Genomic DNA, 19,298 nt, shown 5'->3' on the forward strand with positions numbered 1-19,298 from the left:
TGGTGCCTCTCTCTTTTTATCTTATAATCCCGTTTTCTGATTTATTTTATCATAAATCTCGGTCACTTTTTTGGGAGCATTAAATCGATAACCCGCCGTAATTTTTACAGTCGATATATTATCATTTAAGCCTATATCACTTGTTTCACCCTCAACAAAATTGAGATAATTAATATTCACGAATGCAAAAAACGAATCGGAATTGTAACCCGTTTTCAAACTCATATCCAATTCAGAAACCACTTTAGAATGACCCTCCGTAAAGTAAATACCTGCGCCCAAAGATAATCCTGCAGAAACCAAAACATGTTTTCCTAAAACCAGATTATAAAAATAGGATGGCGCCAATGAGAACAGATATGTTTTCCCATTTATTTTATCTCCATCTCCATTATATTTTATATTGGTGTAATAAGCAGAAAAGTTAGGAATAAAACTTCCTGCACTCTTTGTTTGCCACTCATTCTGACTTGCGATTGCTTTATAAGAAAACTTTTTATTAAAAATATAAGATGTAGCTCCACCAATTTTAATCGATTTAAATCCTGGGAAAGCCGCGTCTATACCATCTTGACTTACATAAAACCCTTTTTGATAAAAATAAGTAAAGCTCTGCATCCATTGCTTGTGATACAATCTTGTATTAAGACTTAAAAGCTTAGAACCAGAATTATCTTTATTGGCATTTAAAAATTTTGGAGAGAAACCAAATGACAAATCAACAAACTTAAACGAAAGTGAAGCGCCTAATTGTTCTTTTCGATTAGGAATCAAATTAAGAATTTTTGTCCCTTCTCCAGGAACAGGGTAAACAAACTGAAAATTATTGGATGTATCCAGATAATAAATACTTGCGGTAACTTTATCATCATATGATTTAAAATAGGGATTTTGAAGAGAATCTTTTTGAGCAAAACACCCAAAAACTCCTGCAAAAAACATAATATAAATCAATTTTACATCCATTCTCTAGGATTTTCAAGCGTTTGTATTAATCTTTCCTCATCGCTTCCTACTTCTGGATGATGATCGTAAACCCATTGTACATGAGGTGGCAAACTCATTAAGATACTCTCGATTCTACCATTGGTTTTTAAACCAAATAAAGTTCCTTTATCGTGAACCAGATTAAACTCGACATAACGACCACGACGAATTTCTTGCCATGTTCTTTGTTCTTCGGTATATAATAGAATTTTTCTTCTTTCGACAATTGGAACATAAGCTTCTAAGAAACTATTTCCTACTTCGGTAACAAAATTATACCAATCCTGCATGCTCATTTCGTCTGTAGCTTTGCAATAATCAAAGAACAATCCTCCTATTCCGCGGGCTTCATTACGGTGCGCATTCCAGAAGTAGGCATCACATTGTTTTTTATATTTCGGATAAAACTCTGGATTGTGTTTGTCACAAGCTATTTTACATGTCTGATGAAAGTGTTTCGCATCTTTTTCGAACAAATAATAAGGCGTTAAATCCTGACCTCCACCAAACCATTGCTGAATTACATTTCCTTGATTATCATACATTTCAAAATAACGCCAATTGGCGTGGACAGTAGGAACCATTGGATTTTTTGGATGTAAAACCAAACTTAGTCCACAAGCAAAAAAATCGGCTTCGCCTACATTAAACATTTTTTGCATGGCTTCTGGCAATTTACCATGAACTGCCGATATATTAACACCGCCTTTTTCAAAAACAGCTCCGTTTTCGATTACACGTGTTCTTCCACCTCCTCCTTCTGGACGTTCCCAGATATCTTCACGGAATTTGGCTTGACCATCAACTGCTTCTAATCCTGAAACTATTGTATCCTGAAGGCCTTGTATATATTTATAAAACTGTTCTTTCATCTTTTTGTTAATTCATATAATTCCATATCTAACGCAAGTTCATTAGTTGGAGTAAATTCGCTAATTAATGTTTTTCTCCATAGGAATCCGCAATTTTCTGCGACTTTAATGCTTCCTAAATTCGTTTTATGAGAAATAATTTGTAATGTTTTCAAATTTAATTCATTGAAAGCATAATTTGAAATTTGACTTACTGCATCAGATACCCAACCTTTTCCTTGATATTTTGCTCCAATACAATAAGCAAGTTCGCCTTGTTTGGTTTCCCAGTTCAATTTCTTGATGATAATTAGTCCTGCAATTTTATCAGTTTTGTTTTCTTTAATTCCAAAAGTAAATTCAGAATTGGATTGAATCTCGTTATTTTTATCTAAAACATAAGCTTTTGAAGCTTCAAGAGTCAAGTTTTTAGAAAGCGTTCTAGGAAAATATCTTTTAAAACGTTCAACATTATGAAGCATCATTTCATTAAGACTTATCGCATCTTTTAAAGTTAAAGTTGTTATATGAAACTCTTCTGTTTTATAGATTATCATTTGCTATGATTTACAAATTTGCTTTTGCAGAAGCAATTTTACTAATAATCCCAAATGAAAAGGTCTTGCTTTCTTGCTGAACATATTCATAAATGGCAATTGCTTTTCCTGAAAAGTTATAATTATCTACAACGGAGAATCTAACTAAAAAATCTCCAAATAATTCTAATTGATTCCAATCTAAATGGCATCTAACTAAGAGCGTAATTAAATCCTGTTCGCTAAGATTAACCATACTCTCTACACTTAATCCAAAGCTTGTAAGTTCATTATCGATAAGACTAGTATCTTCGATATTCCAAAATTTAGGCAGGAATCCAATGGACATTAATACTTTAAGTACATTGTCTATTCGGGTACTTTCTTCATCTCGTAATCCTTTGTTTAGCATATTTTAATATTTTATTTTCTGCAAAGTTTCTAATAGTATCTTTTTATCACTCTCTCTTTTACAAAGTAAGAGTTATAAGTACGTTTTATTATTCTGTATAAGAAAAACAAAACGGGTAATGAATAATATAAAAAACCCATACACATTGCGATATATGGCTTTTCCATAATTAATCCACTAGATTTTATTTCATCAAAGTAATGAACTTTTTCCAAAAAATCGGGTGTAAGTCCTAGTTTTGGTACAAACACATTCCCTAGCACTACGGCAAAAAGTAAAACAAAATACAACATTGCCCTAAAAACCGATTTTGCTATCTCTTTTAATCTAATTTCATCACTAACATTTGAGAAAGCAAATCGCATTCGATTTAAAACTACCAGCAAATAAATATAAAAAATATTGGTATCAATAACAGAATTATTGAAACTATATGCAAAAAGACCGTACATGGGAAAAAAGACGAAAATAGAATATCTCTTTGGCATTACCGCCATAAAAACTCCTGAATGAACCATTATAAATTCAAAAACGATTAATATAGCTAAATCGTTTATCAAACTAGTATTGTATTGTTCAGGATGCAACCAAACCATCAAAAACACAGTCGCATAATAAGCATAAAAGCCATATTCTATAAAAGAAAATGGTGAGTTTCTATGAAAATTTATATTTGCGAGCATTTATTTTCAGTATCTCTTAATCCTCTTTAGTTTCATTTCCTGCAAGGTTTTTTCAACCTTGTAGGTTTGTCCTACATAAGCAGCTAAGCCATTTGACTCCTATAAGGTTGAAAAAACCTTGTAGGAGTCAAAACTGTAAACTGTAACTGAGCACTACAAACTTCTAGTTCCCGTATTCCTTAACCGCGTCAATAAACGCTTTGGCGTGGTCTACAGGAACATTTGGTAAAATTCCGTGACCTAAATTTACGATATATTTGTCTTTTCCGAATTCATCAATCATTTGGTGTACCATTTTTTTGATGGTTGGAATTGGAGAAAATAATCTTGATGGATCAAAATTTCCTTGTAATGTTATATTTCCTCCAGATAGGTAACGAGCATTTCTTGCCGAACAAGTCCAGTCAACTCCTAATGCCGAAGCACGACTCTGACCCATTTCGCCTAAAGCAAACCAACATCCTTTTCCGAAAACAATTACCGGAGCGTGGTCAGCCAAAGCTTCAACAATCTGATTCATGTATTTCCATGAAAACTCTTGATAATCTACAGGTGAAAGCATTCCACCCCAAGAATCAAAAATCTGAACAGCGTCAACTCCTGCTTTTACTTTTTCTTTTAGGTATAAAATAGTTGTATCTGTAATTTTTTGTAATAATGTATGTGCAGCTGCTGGGTTTGAAAAACAAAATCCTTTAGCAGTATCAAAACTTTTAGAACCTTTACCTTCTACAGCATAGCAGAAAATTGTCCAAGGAGAACCTGCAAAACCAATTAAAGGCACCTCATCATTCAGCATTTCCTTTGTTAGCTTAATTGCATCCATTACGTAACCAAGGCTTTCCTGAATGTCCGGAATATAAACTCTCTGAACATCTTGCATCGTACGGATAGGATTTGGTAAAAACGGACCAAAATTCTCTTTCATCAATACTTCAATTCCCATTGCTTGAGGAACTACTAAAATATCCGAGAATAAAATTGCAGCATCTGGAGCAATACGACGAATAGGCTGTACAGTAATTTCTGCAGCTAATTCTGGAGTCTGACAACGAGTGAAAAAATCATATTTATCACGCAAAGCGATAAATTCTGGCAAATATCTTCCTGCCTGACGCATCATCCAAACTGGCGGACGTTGAACTGTTTCTCCTTTAAGTGCTTTTAAAAATAGGTCGTTTTTTAACATGGTTTTTATTTGCTTTAGGCTTTAAGCTTTAGGCTTTAAGCATTTGTTTGTCTATAATTTTTTGCTTTCAGCTTAATGCCTAAAGCTTATTGCAATATTCAGTAATTACGTCTTCAAGCACATCTTCAACAGTTGGTTGATCAGCGATGATGATGTTTTTAGTAATTTTTTCTAAAGCCTCTGCCGTGGTTTCTCCAATACAAAAGCATTTTTCATTTTTAATAGTATTCTCTTTCAGATAACTTTCAATTCCAGATGGGCTATAAAACAAGATTCCATCTACAGCTGAATTGATTTTTTGAGGAGTTAAAGTAGTTTCATACACATTAATCTCATTCAATTTTACTCCAGCATCTTTTAGTGCTTTTGGCAATGTTTCTCTTCTAAGGTTTCCACTGAAAAAGGTATAACTTTCATTGCCATAAATCAAAGTAATTATTTCGGCAAGATCAGCTGCATAACCAGTATAAGCTACAACATTAAATCCGCTTTCAGATAATAGAATCTTTGTTTTTAAACCAACGCAAAAGACATTTTTACTTTTCAATTCTTCTGATTTTGGATCAGATAAAACGCTATGAACTGCATTCTGACTCGTGAAAATCAGATTTTCGTTGATATCCTGAATCTTAAAAGGTTTATTTTGAGTTTCAATGAAATTTGCTTCTACTAAATCAATATTTGCTTTTTGCAATTCTTGTTTCTGAATACTCGAAAGTATTTTTGTAGATAATATTTGAATTGTTTTAGCCATTATTTTTTTAGAGATTCTTTAATCGATTTCATTAATTCAGCCCCACCATTCTTTAGAACTTCTTGTGCCATATTAAAACCTAGTTTTTTCCATTCTTCAATTGGAACAATCTTATCAATTTCGATTTTTATTTTTCCATCCAAAGAAAATAAAACCCCTTGAAAATGAAGCGTATCTTCTTCATCATTATATTTGACTAAAGAGCCTATTGGTGCGGTACAACCACCCTCAAGAGTTCTTAAAAACTGGCGTTCGATATAAGTAACAATTTCTGTTTCTATATCATTAAGTTGAGTTAGAGCGTCCAATGCAAAATTGTCATTTTCCATAGCCACAACAACCATTGCACCTTGAGCTGGTGCTGGAATCATCCAATCCAGATTAATATAATTTTCTGGTTTTAAATTGATTCTCTCTAGTCCTGCTGCTGCAAAAACGGCTCCGCTCCAATCGTTATCGTTTAATTTTTGCATGCGTGTATTTACGTTTCCACGTAAATCAACAACTTTATGATTTGGGTATTTGTTTAACCATTGCGCCTGGCGACGTAAACTTCCGGTTGCAATAGTAGCAGACTCATTTAAGAAATCCAGATTGCCTTTATGAACCAAAATATCTAATGAATTGGCTCTTTCCAGAACAGCTGCCTGAACAATTCCTTTTGGCAAAGCCGTTGGAACATCTTTCATAGAATGCACTGCAATATCTATTTCACCATTAATCATGGCAATATCTAGTGTTTTAGTAAAGATACCTGTGATTCCGAGTTCGTAAAGTGGTTTGTCAAGTAATATATCACCTTGCGATTTAACCGCAATAATTTGGGTTTTATATCCTAAATCGTTTAGTTTTTTCTCGACCGTATGCGCTTGCCAAAGGGCTAATTCGCTATCGCGAGTTCCTATTCTTATAATTTTATCTGCCATTTCTGTTTATTAAAACCAAGGTTTCTTGTTTTTTACCATTAAGAAATTAAGGTTCATTAAGCTTGGTGAGTATTCTTTTAAGTTAATAAAGATAATCTCTTACCTTAAAAAATAGTTCGCTATCCTAATTTTCATCATTAAGAAATTAAGGTTCATTAAGGATTGTATTTATAACACAGAGTTTAATTTTCTTAATCTCTTAATGGTAAAATCTTATTTTGCGTAATGCGAAATTTTATTTTGCGCTCACTCCTATTTTAAATACTTTTTCAATCCATTCGATACTTTCATCTACCATTGTATTATCATCTTTAAGGTGATTGGCAAAATGAGTTGTAATTTTCTGGATGATTCTTGCACTGATAATTTCGGCTTGTTCCTCGTTAAAATCAGCTATTTTTTTACTTTGGAAATCCAACTCTGAATTTTTTATCGCATTCAGTTTTTCTTTCAAAGCATTGATAGTCGGAGCAAATTTTCTTCCTTTAGTCCAGGTTACAAATTCTTCCTTAATTTCTTCAATGATAGCTTCGGCAGCAGGAATATGTTTTTTACGATTCTCTAAAGTTTCGTCTGTAAGTTGCGACAAATAATCCATGTGGATTAAAGTAACTCCTTCCAGTTCTTCTACATTTTCATTTACATTCTTAGGAATCGATAAATCCAGGATCAATAAAGGTTTTTTAAGATTTAGGATTGCTTTATCAACTGTAGGGTTTTGTGCTCCCGTTGCCACAACAACAACATCAGCCTTTTGTAGTTCAAGATGTAACTCTGAATAATCTTTTACAATAAGATTTAATTTTCCAGCAAGTTTTTCGGCTTTATCTTTAGTACGGTTTATCAAAGTGATATGTTCGTTTTTAGTATGTTTTACTAAATTCTCACAAGTATTTCTACCAATTTTTCCAGTACCAAATAACAAGATGTTCTTGTTCCCGATATCTTCAACGTTTTTTATAATATACTGAACCGAAGCAAAAGATACTGAAGTTGCACCTGAACTTATTTCGGTTTCATTTTTTATTTTTTTGCTAGCCTGAATCACCGCGTTTACTAATCTTTCGATAAAAGTATTGGCTAAACCAAATGCTTTTGATTGTGTGAAGCTAGTTTTTATTTGAGCAATAATCTCAAAATCTCCTAAAATCTGACTGTCTAAACCAGTTCCTACTCTAAAAAGATGATTGATTGCTTCTTGATTTTTATATACGAAACCAACTTTCTGAAATTCTTCGATAGAACCATTACTGTTTTCGCAAATCAATTTTATAAGTTGAAAAGGATGTTCTGCAAAACCATATATTTCTGTACGGTTGCATGTAGATGTAACTATTAAACTTTCAATTCCTTCATTCTTGGCTTGTTCCAGCAGGCGCGTTTTTCCATCAGCGTCTAAACTAAACTTACCCCTAATCGCAGCATCGGCCTTTTTATAGCTCAGTCCAACTGAATAAAAATACTGATGTTTCGATACGTTATTATTTTCCATAAATGCCCTTGTCATAAAAGTGCAACAAAATTATCATTATAGTATTTATAAAAGTAACGCTCAAAGTACTTTTTGTGTCGCTATGTGTTTTTTTAATTCTAATTGGTTGTTATTATGCAAAAAACGTTATTTTTGCAGCAAAATCAAGTCATTAGAATTGTTTTATTTAGAGTTATTCTAAATAAGATTTGAGATTAACTTTCATTTTTAGCAAAAAAAAATATCGCTATGAGTTCTCAAGAAATTATAAAAATTGAAGACGACTTTACGCTTATTCGTTTTCAGAATGACAGTTCGGAGTTATTTAATGCCCAGCGAGAGATCGGTAGTGGGCTGATACAGTTTCACTTTGGTATAAAAGGAAAAGCAAAATTCCTATTCAATCAAGGCAGTTATGCATTGGAATTGAAAGAAGAAAAATCGCTACTTTTATACAATCCTCAAAAAGAATTACCTCTCCATTTAGAACTTTCGCCAAATTCATGGGTTATTTCGGTAATCATTTCGATTAAGAAATTTCATGCATTATTCTCAACCGAAGCTGATTACATCACTTTTTTAAGTGCCGATAATAAAGATAAGAAATATTATAACGAAGGAAACATTAGTCCATCGATGGCAATTGTTCTGAGTCAGCTATTTCATTATAATCTACATCCATCAATAAAAAACCTGTATTACAAAGGCAAAGGATACGAGTTATTGAGTTTATATTTTAACAGAACCGAAGATCCAAATGCCGAACAATGTCCGTTTTTAATAGATGAAGACAATGTTTTAAAAATTCGAAAAGCCAAAGAAATTATTATCGCCAATATGGCTGAACCTCCAGGTTTACAGGAACTAGCTGATGAAATTGGTTTGAACCTGAAGAAACTAAAAATGGGTTTCAAACAAATTTATGGCGATACTGTTTATGGGTTTCTATTCGACTATAAAATGGATTATGCCCGAAAATTACTTGACAGTGGTTCTTATAATGTAAACGAAGTAGGTTTAAAAATAGGATATAGTACTGGAAGTCATTTTATTGCAGCTTTTAAAAAGAAATTTGCAACAACTCCAAAAAAATATCTGATGTCAATAAATACTAATATTTAAAATCAACATCAATTTTATATATCAAAACATAAATAAAAAATAATATTTATCATATTTCTCAAAAGTTGTATTACATACTTTTGACGAAAATTTAAACAAACAAATGCTTAAAGCCTAAAGCTTAAAGCCTAAAGCAAGAAAATCATAATGAAAGGCGTATTATTAGTAAATCTGGGTTCACCCGAAAGTCCAACTCCAAAAGATGTAAAACCATATTTAGATGAATTTTTAATGGATAAATACGTAATCGACGTTCCGTATTTATTGAGAGCATTATTAGTTCGTGGAATCATTTTAAGAAAAAGACCCGAAGAATCGGCACATGCTTACGAAAAGATTTGGTGGGATGAAGGTTCTCCTCTTGTTGTTCTTTCTGAAAGAATGCAAAAGAAAATACAACCTTTAGTCGATGTACCTGTTGCATTGGCAATGCGTTATGGAAGCATGACAATTGAAAAAGGACTTCAGGAATTACATGAAAAAGGAGTTACCGAAGTATTACTTTTTCCTTTATATCCTCAATACGCAATGGCATCGACTTTGACAATTTTGGTTAAAGCTGAAGAAATTCGTAAAAAGAAGTTTCCACAGATGACTTTTACCGATGTTCCTGCCTTTTACAATAAACCAGATTATATTAAAAACCTTGCCGATTCTATTAAAAGAAATCTAGTTGGGTTTGAATATGACCATTTATTATTTTCTTACCACGGAATCCCAGAACGTCATATTCGCAAAACCGATGTAACAAAATCACATTGCAAAATCGATGGTTCATGTTGTAATACGCCATCACCTGCACACGATTTTTGCTACCGCCATCAATGTTATGAAACCACAAGACAGGTCGTGAAGTTATTAGGACTTCCTGCGGATAAATACAGTTTAACTTTCCAATCACGATTGGCTGGAGACAAATGGTTAGAGCCTTACACTGATGTTGAAATTAATAAAATGCCAGCTAAAGGAATCAAAAATTTAGCTGTCGTAACTCCTGCTTTTGTTTCTGATTGTTTAGAAACTTTGGAAGAAATTGCCATGCGCGCCAAAGAAGATTTTCAAGAAAATGGCGGAGAAGAATTCCTTGCTATTCCATGTTTAAATGATGATGATGAGTGGTGTGTAACGGTAAGCAACTGGATTAAAGATTGGGCTAAATAGAAAATAGAACAAAGAGTAAAGAAAAAAGATTTTATACTGGACGCAAGTTGTGGCCAAAATTATAAATATATAATGGAATACTATAACTACTTAAAGTCATTACACCTCATCTTTGTAATCACTTGGTTTGCTGGATTGTTTTATATTGTTCGATTATTTGTTTACCAAATCGAAGCCAATGATAAACCATCACCAGAAAAAGAGATTTTGCAAAAGCAATACAAGATAATGACGTATCGTTTATGGTATATTATTACCTGGCCATCGGCAGTTTTAGCAAGCATTTTTGCTTTCTGGATGTTGTTTTTTACCGATTTAGGTAAATCATGGTTACAAATGCCCTGGATGCACGTAAAACTTTGCTTTGTATTTTTATTATATTTATATCACGGAAAATGCCATCAGATATTTAAGCAATTACAAAATGACGAAGTAAAACACACTAATAATTTCATGCGTTTGTGGAATGAAGGAGCAACGATAATCTTGTTTTCTGTAGTGTTTTTGGTTGTTTTAAAAAATGCTGTAAACTGGATTTATGGTGTAATCGGGATTATATTATTCTCGGTTTTAATCATGCTGGGATTTCAATTTTATAAAAGAATACGAGAAAAAAAATAGTTCTTAGTCGCAGTGGCAGTTTACAGATTTCAAACTGAGACTGAATACTAGTACTGCAAACCGAGACTGTAAACTAAAAAAAATGTTCAAGAACTTCAAAATGTCGATGCTTTCGTTGCGTGTAAGGATATTCCTTTCGATGATTGTATTGATTGTTGTTGCTTCTGTTTTATTGGCTTCGATTTCGATTATTCAATTTAAGAATGAGGCCAAAGAATATCATCAAGAGCGTTTAGAGCGAAAAGAAAACGCGGTAAAAGAACATATCAATTATGTTTTGGCAACTACAACTTATCCTTTAAAAACTGCCAATTTGGATTTGATTTTTAAAGATAAAATTCATGAATTAGCACAAATTCATAATATCGAAATCAACATTTATAGTCTTAAAGGCCAACTTTTAAAATCATCCAAAGAATCATTTGCTGTTGATAAAGTTTCGCCACCAATCCCTGAATACATTTTAAAACTAGTGCGTTCTTCTATAGAAAAGCGCTTTGTCGATATAAAAACTCAAGATGGTGTAAAAAACCGTTCTTCGTATAGTTTAATAAAAGACGAAAAATTCAAACCGCTCGGGATTTTGAATTTACCATATATTGAAGATGATGGTTATTATGAAAATGAGCTTAATACTTTCCTTATCCGTTTAGGTCAGGTTTATTCATTTATGCTTATTGTAGCATTTGCACTGGCTTATTTCCTATCAACCTACATCACCAAATCATTAAAAACCATTTCGGATAAGCTGAGTGAGACCAACCTGAACCAGAAAAACGAAATGATTGTTTTAGAGGCCAGCAGTAAGGAGATTAACTTCCTAATCAAGTCTTACAACGGAATGGTGGAAAAACTCGAGAAAAGTGCTATAAAACTAGCTCAAAGCGAACGTGAGGAAGCTTGGCGCGAAATGGCGAAACAAGTAGCGCATGAAATTAAAAATCCGCTTACGCCAATGCGTTTGACAGTACAAAGTTTCCAAAGAAAATTTGACCCAACTGCTCCTGATGTTAAGCAAAAACTGAATGATTACTCCGAAACATTAATTCAGCAAATAGATACCATGACAGCTGTGGCTTCGGCATTTTCAAATTTTGCTTCGATGCCTGCACAACAAAACGAAACATTAAATGTGGTGGAAGTGGTAGAGCTTGCGCTAGATATCTTTAACGAAGAATATATTGTTTTCCAAAGTGAAGAGGAAGAGATTATTTCGAAAATGGATAGAACACAACTTATCCGAATTATTACCAATCTGGTTAAAAATGCTACACAAGCCATTCCAGAAATCCAACATTATAAATCGATTTTGGTTACTGTAAAAAGACAAGGCGACAATGTTGAAATTACTGTAACAGACAACGGAATAGGAATACAAAAACAAGATGTTGACCGTGTTTTTGAACCAAAGTTTACCACAAAGAATAGCGGAATGGGTCTTGGTCTCGGAATTATAAAAAACATTATCGAAAATTATAAAGGAACAATTACCTTTGAAACAGAATACGGAAAAGGAACCACATTTACGGTTACATTACCAATTACAAACTCATAAATAACAGTATCATGAACTACGAAAATATACTAGTCTCAATCGAAGAGAAAATTGCAACCGTTACAATTAATCGCCCTACGAAGCTTAATGCTTTGAATAAAACAACGATTAATGATTTGCAAAAAGCATTTAAATTATTGGCAAAAAACAATGACATTCGTGTAATTGTCTTAACTGGAAGCGGAGAAAAAGCATTTGTAGCTGGAGCTGATATTTCAGAATTTGCTAATTATTCTATCGAAGAAGGAACTGCTTTGGCAGCAGAAGGTCAGGAGAAATTATTTGATTTTATCGAAAATTTAAAGAAACCAGTTATTGCAGCCGTAAATGGTTTTGCTCTTGGTGGTGGATTAGAATTGGCAATGGCTTGTCATTTCCGAATTGCATCTGATAATGCAAAAATGGGATTACCTGAAGTTTCTTTAGGACTTATTCCTGGCTATGGAGGAACACAACGTTTACCTCAACTTATTGGTAAAGGTCGTGCTATGGAAATGATTATGACTGCTGGAATGCTTAACGCTGAAGAAGCCAAACAATACGGATTAGTAAATCACGTGGTACCTCAAGCTGAGCTTATTGCTTATTGCAACGGTATTGCAGAGAAGATAATCAAGAATGCTCCATACGCTATTTCTAAAGCGATTAAAGCTATAAATGCTAATTATAAAGATGGCAAAAATGGTTTTGAAACTGAAATAAAATCTTTTGGTAAATGCTTTGGAACTAAAGATTTCATCGAAGGAACTACAGCATTCTTAGAAAAAAGAAAAGCTGAATTTACAGGGAAGTAAAGATTTTTAACCGCAAAGAACGCTAAGGTTACGCAAAGTTAGCAAAGCTTTGTGTGATTTTATTCCTAGCGTTCTTTGCGTATTCCGAAGCTTCGGGATTACGCCCTTTGCGGTTAAGTCATTAAACCGTTAAAACAATAAATAATATTAAAACAACATCATGTCTTACGAACCTATATTAAAAGAGTTTTGGCAAAAAGTAAAAGAAAGTATCCAGAGTGGAACTTTTGCTAAACTTACATTGGCTAAAACCATTGGTGACACCGAAATAAAGAACATCTATTTTCGCCTTGTCATTAACGAAGATGAAACTACTTACGGTGTTTCTCTTACAGCACGTTATAAAACAGAAGAAATAGAAAGTTTCCATACTCTTGATGAAGCTTTTATTGTTCTGACTCCATACATCAAGAATCCTTTTTTAACGGCTTTATTGTTTACAACCGATGCTGATATTACTTTTAAAGTAAATAAAAAGAATGTAGGAAGCATTATCGAACAAGCTCCAACTTTTAAAAATGCATCTCCAGTAATGCTTGAGATGATTGAAAAAGGTATTATATAATCAAAGAAGCATTGCGGTTCGTCTCTACTAATCATTCATAACCAAAACCACCAAGAAATATTCCAAATGAAAACTACAGTAACATCTTTATTTTTAATAGCTACACTTTTTATGAGTACAGCTATTTTCTCTCAAAGCACTTTTAAAGAGTATAAAGCAGGACACACTTTTGATATCAGTTTGCCTGATTATATGAGCAAAACTGCTGATTTAAACAGCTCTGCAGCCATACAATATAAAAACGTTGTAAAAGATATATATGGAGTTGTCATTTTTGATACTAAAGAAGAGTTGAAACTTCTTGAAATGAACTACACCTCTACTAACGAATTTTACGAGGATTTCATTAAAGACTTTCTAAAAGATGAAGAAAAAAGAGATGTGTCAAAACCAAAATCAACAAAAAAAGGAGAGATCAGTTTTATCGAATGTGATGCAAGTTATTTTGACAAAGAAATCAATAATAGCATTTACTACTTTGTTGGGATTGTAGAAACTAAAACCGCTTTTTACAAAGTTTTATCCTGGTGTTCTATGGATAACAAAGACAAGTATAAAGCAGATTTCCAAAAAATACTTTATAGCTTAAAAGACTAAAAAAAGAGCCTAAGTTTTATACATAAACTTAGGCTCTTTTTTTTAAAAGGCCTCGACTCCGCTCAACCTGACAAACTAAACTCTTCTTACTGATTACTTTTCACAGTTTACATTTCACTAAAAACTGAATACTGAGACTGAATACTACTTCACTCCTTCCCACTCAGCATAAAACTGCGAAAGGAATGTTTCCATAAAACGGTGTCTTTCGGCAGCGATTTGCTTTCCGGTTTCGGTATTCATTTTATCTTTTAGCAACAATAATTTCTCATAAAAATGATTAATTGTTGGTGCATTATTCTTTTTATATTCTTCCTTAGTCATATTGGTAATCGGAGCAATATTAGGATCATAGATAGTTCTATCCTTGAACCCTCCGTAATGAAACGCTCTTGCAACACCTATTGCACCAATAGCATCTAAACGGTCTGCATCTTGTACGATATCTAATTCTGTCGAATTAAATTTCTTTTCAAAATTGCCTCCTTTGTATGATATGTTTTCTATAATACTTACAACATGCGCTATAATCTCTTCCGAAACATTTTCTGACTCTAAAAACAATCTTGCTGTTCTTGGTCCAATACTTTCATCTCCGTTATGAAACTTACTATCGGCAATATCATGTAGCAAAGCACCTAATTTTACTACTGTAACGTCACAAGGTGTGTTATTAGCGATTAAAAGTGCATTTTTATACACTCGCTCAATATGAAACCAATCATGCCCTCCTTCGGCATCATTTAGTTTTTCTTTTACAAAAGTGATTGTTTTACTTATTATCTCAGAATTATTCATATTCATGTATTTAATTAGTGCTTCTCTGCAAGACTAAAAATAGTATACAGATTTTGCAGATTAACAGGATTTAAATAAACAGATTAGCTCTAAATCCTTATTTTAAATAAAAAATGTTGATTGTCAAAGTCTTGAAAACCTTAACAATCAACATAAATATTTATATTTTTTCAAAGTTCAGCTTCAAAATAGAAATTCAATTTAAAATCCTAAATCTAAACTCAAAATCAGAAATTTAAAATTTAAAGTCTTGCAGGCTCTACCCATTTAAAGATATGTGACTCTTGAGGAATAACTAATCTTTCAGATATTTTTGCCATTCTTCCTGGTAATTTCATCAAGTAATCACGTGCTTTTTCAGCTTCATCTGTAAGACCACCAATTTTATCAATTTCCCATTTGTCAATTAACTTTTGCATGATATCTACATAATCGCTAGCAGTGTAAACACCGATACGTTGTGCTGAATCAGAAAATTGCTCAAAAGCAGAACTTATCTTTTGCCCTGATTCTCTAAGGAAATGCGCTGGCATAACGATTTTTTGCTTCATCATGTATTGAAAAGCAAGCATCATTTCGCTAGGATCAACTTGAAAAATACGAGTAACAAATTCGCTATACGCATGATGATGGCGCATTTCGTCACCAGCAATCATTTTACACATTTTAGACAATTTGTTATCACCATATTTCTTAGCCATTTGTGCTACTCTGTTATGAGAAACATACGTTGCAAGCTCTTGAAAACTAGTGTACACAAAGTTTTTGTATGGATCACTTCCTGTTCCTATATCAAAACCATCATTGATTAAATGTTGTGTGGTCATTTCTATTTCGCGCATATTTACACGACCAGACAAATACAAGTATTTGTTTAGCAAATCACCGTGACGGTTTTCTTCACCAGTCCACTGTCTGATCCATTTAGACCAACCGTTTCCACCATTTTCAACTTGATTAATACCTTCTACATCCATTAACCAAGATTCATATGTTGGTAAAGCTTCTTCGGTAATTGTATCACCTACTAAAGTTACCCAAAAATCGTATGGTAATTCTTTTGCTATTTCGCGTAGTTCTTTTACCTCTTCAAAAAAAGTATCTTTTTCAGAATTGGGTAAAAAATCTGACGGCTGCCAAATCTTTTCAACAGGTATTAAATACTGTTCAACGAAGCTGTCTACGTTTTTCTCTAAAAACTGCATCACTTCTAATCGAATGTTCTTTATAGACATTTTATATAATTTAAATTTTAACTCCTTCTACTACAGCCTTTTCCGACTTTTCCATTATCGTTGTAAAATCGTAATCCTTCACCGCTAACGGTTTATGGATGGTAAAGGTAAGATGATTTCCTAAACCCACAGGAAAAAAGCCAAATTTTACCATTTTCCATGAGTTATTAATACTAACAGGTACAACATATGCAGATGGTGCATATTTGCATAATATCTTCAAACCGTTTTGAGCAAATTCCTTTGGTTTTCCAGTTTTACTTCGAGTGCCTTCGGGGAAGATTACGGCAGCTCGATTATTTTTTTCAATATATTCAGACAATCCTTTAATAGCAGGAATGGCTTGTTTAGGATCTTTACGGTCAATTAGGACAGAACCTCCATGACGTAGATTATAAGATACACTTGGTATTCCTGAACCTAACTCTTTCTTACTTACAAATTTACAATGAAAACGGCGTAAATACCAAATCATTGCCACAATATCGTACATGCTTTGGTGATTTGAAACAAAAATAATAGGAACTCCAGTTGGAATTAATTCTCTGTTTTCAAATTTATACGTTGTACCAACTAGGTTTGTACATCTAACTAAAAAGAAATTAAGATAATCTACACTTTTTTTATGTGCTTGGTAGCCAAAAACATTAAAACAAACCCATTGAATTGGATGGAAAATTGCTAAACAAAATCCAAAACACAAATAATAAATAACGGAAATGGGGTACGAAATTAGTTTTTGCATGCTTAAAAAATTAGCTGCAAAAGTAATAAATATATTTTTAGCTCTAATTAAATCGCAAATAATAATAGGTTTGTTGTTAAATTGTACCTTTGTTGCATAATCCACAGTTTTTTCAAAATCAAAAAATGAGCTTTACTTACCCAAAAAACGAACGACTAAAAAGCAAAACAATAATTGGACTACTATTTTCTGAAGGAAAATCGGTGTCTAAATATCCGTTGCGATTGGTTTATTATTCTGGTGATATAAAGCAAGATGAGAAAATAAAAATGGGTGTTTCGACATCCAAAAAATATTTCAAAAAGGCTGTTGATCGTAATTACTTCAAACGTGTTTTACGCGAAACTTATCGTTTAAACAAGCATATCTTACTTGATAATTTAGACAAGCCTTATTCGTTTATGTTCTTTTATCAAACAAAAGACAGACTGTCTTATGAAGAAATCAATACTAAAACGATTCAATTGTTTGAAAAATTTGTGCTTCAGATAAACCCAAAACCTATTCCTGAAACCGAAACGGACGTACAAAACGATTCGATTCAATAGATTTTACCACTCAAAAACGTGTTTCGGTATAGACTCTCGTTAATGTTACTGAATTATTCTTATTTTAGTACTCTGAAATTTAAGATAAATCACAAACATGGTCGCGTTTTTCAAAAAAAAATTTATAATCCCTATTGTTGCAGCTGCTTTTTTGTTCGTTGGAACTAGTTTTAAAGACGACTTCTTCGAAATCGCAAAGCAAATAGAAATCTTTACAACTTTATTTAAAGCTGTAAACACTAATTATGTGGACGAAACCAATCCTGGTGATTTAATGGATAAAGCCATTAAAAGCATGTTGGCTAGTTTAGATCCCTATACTGTTTACTTTAATGAACAAGATGTTTTAAATTTTAAAATCAACAATACGGGAGAATATACTGGTATTGGCGCGCTGATTACCCGAAAGGCAGACCGATTGATTATTAAAGAACAATACAAAGATTATCCTGCCGATAAAGCCGGACTTAAAGCTGGTGACGAAATCATCCAGATTGGTGATGTACTAATTGCTGACTTTAAGGATGATGCTTCGCAATTGCTAAAAGGTGCTAAAAACACTAAGATCGCTATTAAATACCTTCGCCAGGGAAAAACGAATACTACTGATATCGTTCTAGATGAAGTAGATATTAAGTCTGTTCCATTTTTTGGAATGATAGATGCTAAAACGGGTTATATCGTTTTGGCACATTTTAGCCGTAAAGCTTCTGCCGAAACTCAAGCGGCATTAGAACAACTTAAACGTGATGGAGCAACTCAGATAGTTTTGGATTTGAGAGGAAATCCAGGTGGACTTCTTAATGAAGCTGTAAACATTTGTAATCTTTTTGTACCAAAGAATGAAGTTATTGTAACTACTAAATCAAGAATCGAAAAACATAATAACACTTATAAAACCACCAAAGAACCTATTGATACTCAAATCCCATTGGCTATTTTGGTTAACGGAAGAAGTGCTTCGGCATCTGAAATTGTATCGGGAGCTTTACAGGATTTAGATCGCGCGGTTGTTCTTGGAAGTCGTAGTTTTGGTAAAGGTTTAGTGCAACGTTCTGTTGATCTTACTTATGGAACTCAGCTTAAAGTAACTATCTCTCGTTATTATACTCCTTCCGGAAGATGTATTCAGGCACTGGATTATGCTCATAAAGACAAAAATGGTGTAGCTACAAAAACTGATTCAAAAAACTTTAATGCTTTTAAAACCAGAAAAGGAAGAACTGTTTATGATGGCGGTGGGGTTATGCCTGATATCGAATTAGACGAAACTAAATTGAGTGCAATTACTAATGCGTTACTTAAAAACGATGGTATTTTTGACTATGCTACTAGTTATTACTATAAGAATCCTAATCTTGGAACTCAAATTCCGACGATAACTGATGCTGATTATAATAGCTTCAAACAGTTTTTGAAAACTAACAAAATTACTTTTGATACTGAAACTGAAGTGGCTTTAAAAAACACTTTGGCTGCAGCCAAAAAAGAAAAAATAGACGAGACTATTACTTCTGAATATCAGCAATTACTTAATGCTCTGGAGAAAAGCGAAACTACTTTGCTTGACAAGAACCAAAAAGAAATCAAAAATCTGATTTTGGAAGAATTAATAAAAAGATACCAATATCAAGAAGGTTTGTATCAATATTATCTTAAAAACAACTCAGAGATTAAAAAGGCGGTTGGAGTTTTAAACAACCAAACGGAATATAAATCTATCTTAAAAATGTAATTAAATAAAGATC

At 33.0% G+C, this 19,298-nt stretch carries 21 protein-coding genes; 9 read left to right on the forward strand and 12 right to left on the reverse strand.

The window, feature by feature from the left end:
- Positions 1-21: 21 nt before the first annotated feature.
- The 9 genes from B8T70_RS18385 to hemA form a co-directional block, all read right to left on the reverse strand.
- Positions 22-966, reverse strand: a complete 945-nt coding sequence (locus B8T70_RS18385; protein ID WP_086895775.1) for a DUF4421 family protein — start codon at positions 964-966, stop codon at positions 22-24.
- Positions 957-1,859 carry an oxygen-dependent coproporphyrinogen oxidase gene (gene hemF, locus B8T70_RS18390; RefSeq protein ID WP_086895776.1) on the reverse strand — a complete coding sequence of 301 codons (903 nt, stop codon included), beginning with the start codon at positions 1,857-1,859 and terminating at the stop codon, positions 957-959. Before hemF ends, B8T70_RS18385 begins: the two co-directional genes overlap by 10 nt.
- Entirely contained in the window at positions 1,856-2,395 is a 540-nt protein-coding gene (locus B8T70_RS18395; RefSeq protein ID WP_086895777.1) for a GNAT family N-acetyltransferase, read from the reverse strand. The genes hemF and B8T70_RS18395 overlap by 4 nt, the downstream gene beginning before the upstream one ends.
- 10 nt (positions 2,396-2,405) lie before the next feature.
- On the reverse strand, positions 2,406-2,786 hold the full coding sequence (locus B8T70_RS18400; protein ID WP_035618549.1) for a hypothetical protein: 381 nt from the start codon (positions 2,784-2,786) through the stop codon (positions 2,406-2,408).
- A 29-nt stretch (positions 2,787-2,815) separates the two neighbouring features.
- On the reverse strand, positions 2,816-3,469 hold the full coding sequence (locus B8T70_RS18405; RefSeq protein ID WP_123912127.1) for a hypothetical protein: 654 nt from the start codon (positions 3,467-3,469) through the stop codon (positions 2,816-2,818).
- Positions 3,470-3,632: 163 nt separating this feature from the next.
- Complete coding sequence (hemE, locus tag B8T70_RS18410; protein ID WP_039118433.1) at positions 3,633-4,658, reverse strand: uroporphyrinogen decarboxylase; 1,026 nt, start codon at positions 4,656-4,658, stop codon at positions 3,633-3,635.
- Between the two features lie 79 nt (positions 4,659-4,737).
- Positions 4,738-5,412 (reverse strand): uroporphyrinogen-III synthase, encoded by a 675-nt coding sequence (locus tag B8T70_RS18415; protein ID WP_039118434.1) that lies wholly within the window; start codon positions 5,410-5,412, stop codon positions 4,738-4,740.
- The gene (gene hemC, locus B8T70_RS18420; RefSeq protein ID WP_086895779.1) at positions 5,412-6,338 is read right to left on the reverse strand and encodes a hydroxymethylbilane synthase; all 927 of its coding nucleotides are present in this window, start codon (positions 6,336-6,338) and stop codon (positions 5,412-5,414) included. The genes B8T70_RS18415 and hemC overlap by 1 nt, the downstream gene beginning before the upstream one ends.
- A 235-nt stretch (positions 6,339-6,573) precedes the next feature.
- Positions 6,574-7,830, reverse strand: coding sequence for a glutamyl-tRNA reductase (gene hemA / locus B8T70_RS18425; RefSeq protein ID WP_086895780.1), 1,257 nt, complete (start codon positions 7,828-7,830; stop codon positions 6,574-6,576).
- 228 nt (positions 7,831-8,058) lie between these two features.
- Here hemA and B8T70_RS18430 point away from each other — a divergent pair, with 228 nt between their 5' ends.
- From B8T70_RS18430 to B8T70_RS18460, 7 genes are all read left to right on the forward strand, one after another.
- Entirely contained in the window at positions 8,059-8,931 is an 873-nt protein-coding gene (locus B8T70_RS18430; protein WP_039113478.1) for an AraC family transcriptional regulator, read from the forward strand.
- Positions 8,932-9,078: 147 nt separating this feature from the next.
- Positions 9,079-10,092, forward strand: coding sequence for a ferrochelatase (gene hemH, locus B8T70_RS18435; protein ID WP_086895781.1), 1,014 nt, complete (start codon positions 9,079-9,081; stop codon positions 10,090-10,092).
- 72 nt (positions 10,093-10,164) lie between these two features.
- On the forward strand, positions 10,165-10,713 hold the full coding sequence (locus tag B8T70_RS18440) for a CopD family protein (protein ID WP_086895782.1): 549 nt from the start codon (positions 10,165-10,167) through the stop codon (positions 10,711-10,713).
- A gap of 139 nt (positions 10,714-10,852) precedes the next feature.
- Positions 10,853-12,268 carry an ATP-binding protein gene (locus B8T70_RS18445; protein WP_082001809.1) on the forward strand — a complete coding sequence of 472 codons (1,416 nt, stop codon included), beginning with the start codon at positions 10,853-10,855 and terminating at the stop codon, positions 12,266-12,268.
- A gap of 11 nt (positions 12,269-12,279) precedes the next feature.
- Entirely contained in the window at positions 12,280-13,062 is a 783-nt protein-coding gene (locus B8T70_RS18450) for an enoyl-CoA hydratase/isomerase family protein (protein ID WP_039113472.1), read from the forward strand.
- 160 nt (positions 13,063-13,222) lie between these two features.
- Complete coding sequence (locus tag B8T70_RS18455; RefSeq protein WP_086895783.1) at positions 13,223-13,627, forward strand: hypothetical protein; 405 nt, start codon at positions 13,223-13,225, stop codon at positions 13,625-13,627.
- Between the two features lie 66 nt (positions 13,628-13,693).
- Positions 13,694-14,224 carry a hypothetical protein gene (locus tag B8T70_RS18460; RefSeq protein ID WP_086895784.1) on the forward strand — a complete coding sequence of 177 codons (531 nt, stop codon included), beginning with the start codon at positions 13,694-13,696 and terminating at the stop codon, positions 14,222-14,224.
- A gap of 144 nt (positions 14,225-14,368) precedes the next feature.
- Here the strand turns inward: B8T70_RS18460 and B8T70_RS18465 are convergent, their stop codons facing one another.
- From B8T70_RS18465 to B8T70_RS18475, 3 genes are all read right to left on the reverse strand, one after another.
- Positions 14,369-15,022 (reverse strand): HD domain-containing protein, encoded by a 654-nt coding sequence (locus tag B8T70_RS18465; RefSeq protein ID WP_086895785.1) that lies wholly within the window; start codon positions 15,020-15,022, stop codon positions 14,369-14,371.
- 242 nt (positions 15,023-15,264) lie between these two features.
- The gene (locus tag B8T70_RS18470; RefSeq protein ID WP_039113467.1) at positions 15,265-16,257 is read right to left on the reverse strand and encodes an acyl-ACP desaturase; all 993 of its coding nucleotides are present in this window, start codon (positions 16,255-16,257) and stop codon (positions 15,265-15,267) included.
- 10 nt (positions 16,258-16,267) lie between these two features.
- Positions 16,268-17,002: a 1-acyl-sn-glycerol-3-phosphate acyltransferase gene (locus tag B8T70_RS18475; RefSeq protein WP_039113830.1), complete on the reverse strand. Its 735-nt coding sequence runs from the start codon at positions 17,000-17,002 to the stop codon at positions 16,268-16,270.
- A gap of 125 nt (positions 17,003-17,127) precedes the next feature.
- Between B8T70_RS18475 and B8T70_RS18480 the strand changes: the two genes are divergently transcribed.
- Both B8T70_RS18480 and B8T70_RS18485 read left to right on the forward strand, forming a co-directional pair.
- Positions 17,128-17,550 (forward strand): ribonuclease P protein component, encoded by a 423-nt coding sequence (locus tag B8T70_RS18480; RefSeq protein WP_039113829.1) that lies wholly within the window; start codon positions 17,128-17,130, stop codon positions 17,548-17,550.
- A gap of 97 nt (positions 17,551-17,647) precedes the next feature.
- A complete protein-coding gene (locus B8T70_RS18485) occupies positions 17,648-19,285 on the forward strand; it encodes a S41 family peptidase (protein WP_086895786.1) in 1,638 nt (545 codons plus the stop codon).
- Positions 19,286-19,298: the final 13 nt, after the last annotated feature.

Source organism: Flavobacterium sp. AJR, from assembly GCF_002156885.1.
GTDB lineage: Bacteria > Bacteroidota > Bacteroidia > Flavobacteriales > Flavobacteriaceae > Flavobacterium.

Coding starts and splice junctions, on each gene's coding strand:
- B8T70_RS18385 (WP_086895775.1), bottom strand. CDS start 966: ATGGATGTAAAATTGATTTATATTATGTTTTTTGCAGGAGTTTTTGGG.
- hemF (WP_086895776.1), bottom strand. CDS start 1,859: ATGAAAGAACAGTTTTATAAATATATACAAGGCCTTCAGGATACAATA.
- B8T70_RS18395 (WP_086895777.1), bottom strand. CDS start 2,395: ATGATAATCTATAAAACAGAAGAGTTTCATATAACAACTTTAACTTTA.
- B8T70_RS18400 (WP_035618549.1), bottom strand. CDS start 2,786: ATGCTAAACAAAGGATTACGAGATGAAGAAAGTACCCGAATAGACAAT.
- B8T70_RS18405 (WP_123912127.1), bottom strand. CDS start 3,469: ATGCTCGCAAATATAAATTTTCATAGAAACTCACCATTTTCTTTTATA.
- hemE (WP_039118433.1), bottom strand. CDS start 4,658: ATGTTAAAAAACGACCTATTTTTAAAAGCACTTAAAGGAGAAACAGTT.
- B8T70_RS18415 (WP_039118434.1), bottom strand. CDS start 5,412: ATGGCTAAAACAATTCAAATATTATCTACAAAAATACTTTCGAGTATT.
- hemC (WP_086895779.1), bottom strand. CDS start 6,338: ATGGCAGATAAAATTATAAGAATAGGAACTCGCGATAGCGAATTAGCC.
- hemA (WP_086895780.1), bottom strand. CDS start 7,830: ATGGAAAATAATAACGTATCGAAACATCAGTATTTTTATTCAGTTGGA.
- B8T70_RS18430 (WP_039113478.1), top strand. CDS start 8,059: ATGAGTTCTCAAGAAATTATAAAAATTGAAGACGACTTTACGCTTATT.
- hemH (WP_086895781.1), top strand. CDS start 9,079: ATGAAAGGCGTATTATTAGTAAATCTGGGTTCACCCGAAAGTCCAACT.
- B8T70_RS18440 (WP_086895782.1), top strand. CDS start 10,165: ATGGAATACTATAACTACTTAAAGTCATTACACCTCATCTTTGTAATC.
- B8T70_RS18445 (WP_082001809.1), top strand. CDS start 10,853: ATGATTGTATTGATTGTTGTTGCTTCTGTTTTATTGGCTTCGATTTCG.
- B8T70_RS18450 (WP_039113472.1), top strand. CDS start 12,280: ATGAACTACGAAAATATACTAGTCTCAATCGAAGAGAAAATTGCAACC.
- B8T70_RS18455 (WP_086895783.1), top strand. CDS start 13,223: ATGTCTTACGAACCTATATTAAAAGAGTTTTGGCAAAAAGTAAAAGAA.
- B8T70_RS18460 (WP_086895784.1), top strand. CDS start 13,694: ATGAAAACTACAGTAACATCTTTATTTTTAATAGCTACACTTTTTATG.
- B8T70_RS18465 (WP_086895785.1), bottom strand. CDS start 15,022: ATGAATAATTCTGAGATAATAAGTAAAACAATCACTTTTGTAAAAGAA.
- B8T70_RS18470 (WP_039113467.1), bottom strand. CDS start 16,257: ATGTCTATAAAGAACATTCGATTAGAAGTGATGCAGTTTTTAGAGAAA.
- B8T70_RS18475 (WP_039113830.1), bottom strand. CDS start 17,002: ATGCAAAAACTAATTTCGTACCCCATTTCCGTTATTTATTATTTGTGT.
- B8T70_RS18480 (WP_039113829.1), top strand. CDS start 17,128: ATGAGCTTTACTTACCCAAAAAACGAACGACTAAAAAGCAAAACAATA.
- B8T70_RS18485 (WP_086895786.1), top strand. CDS start 17,648: ATGGTCGCGTTTTTCAAAAAAAAATTTATAATCCCTATTGTTGCAGCT.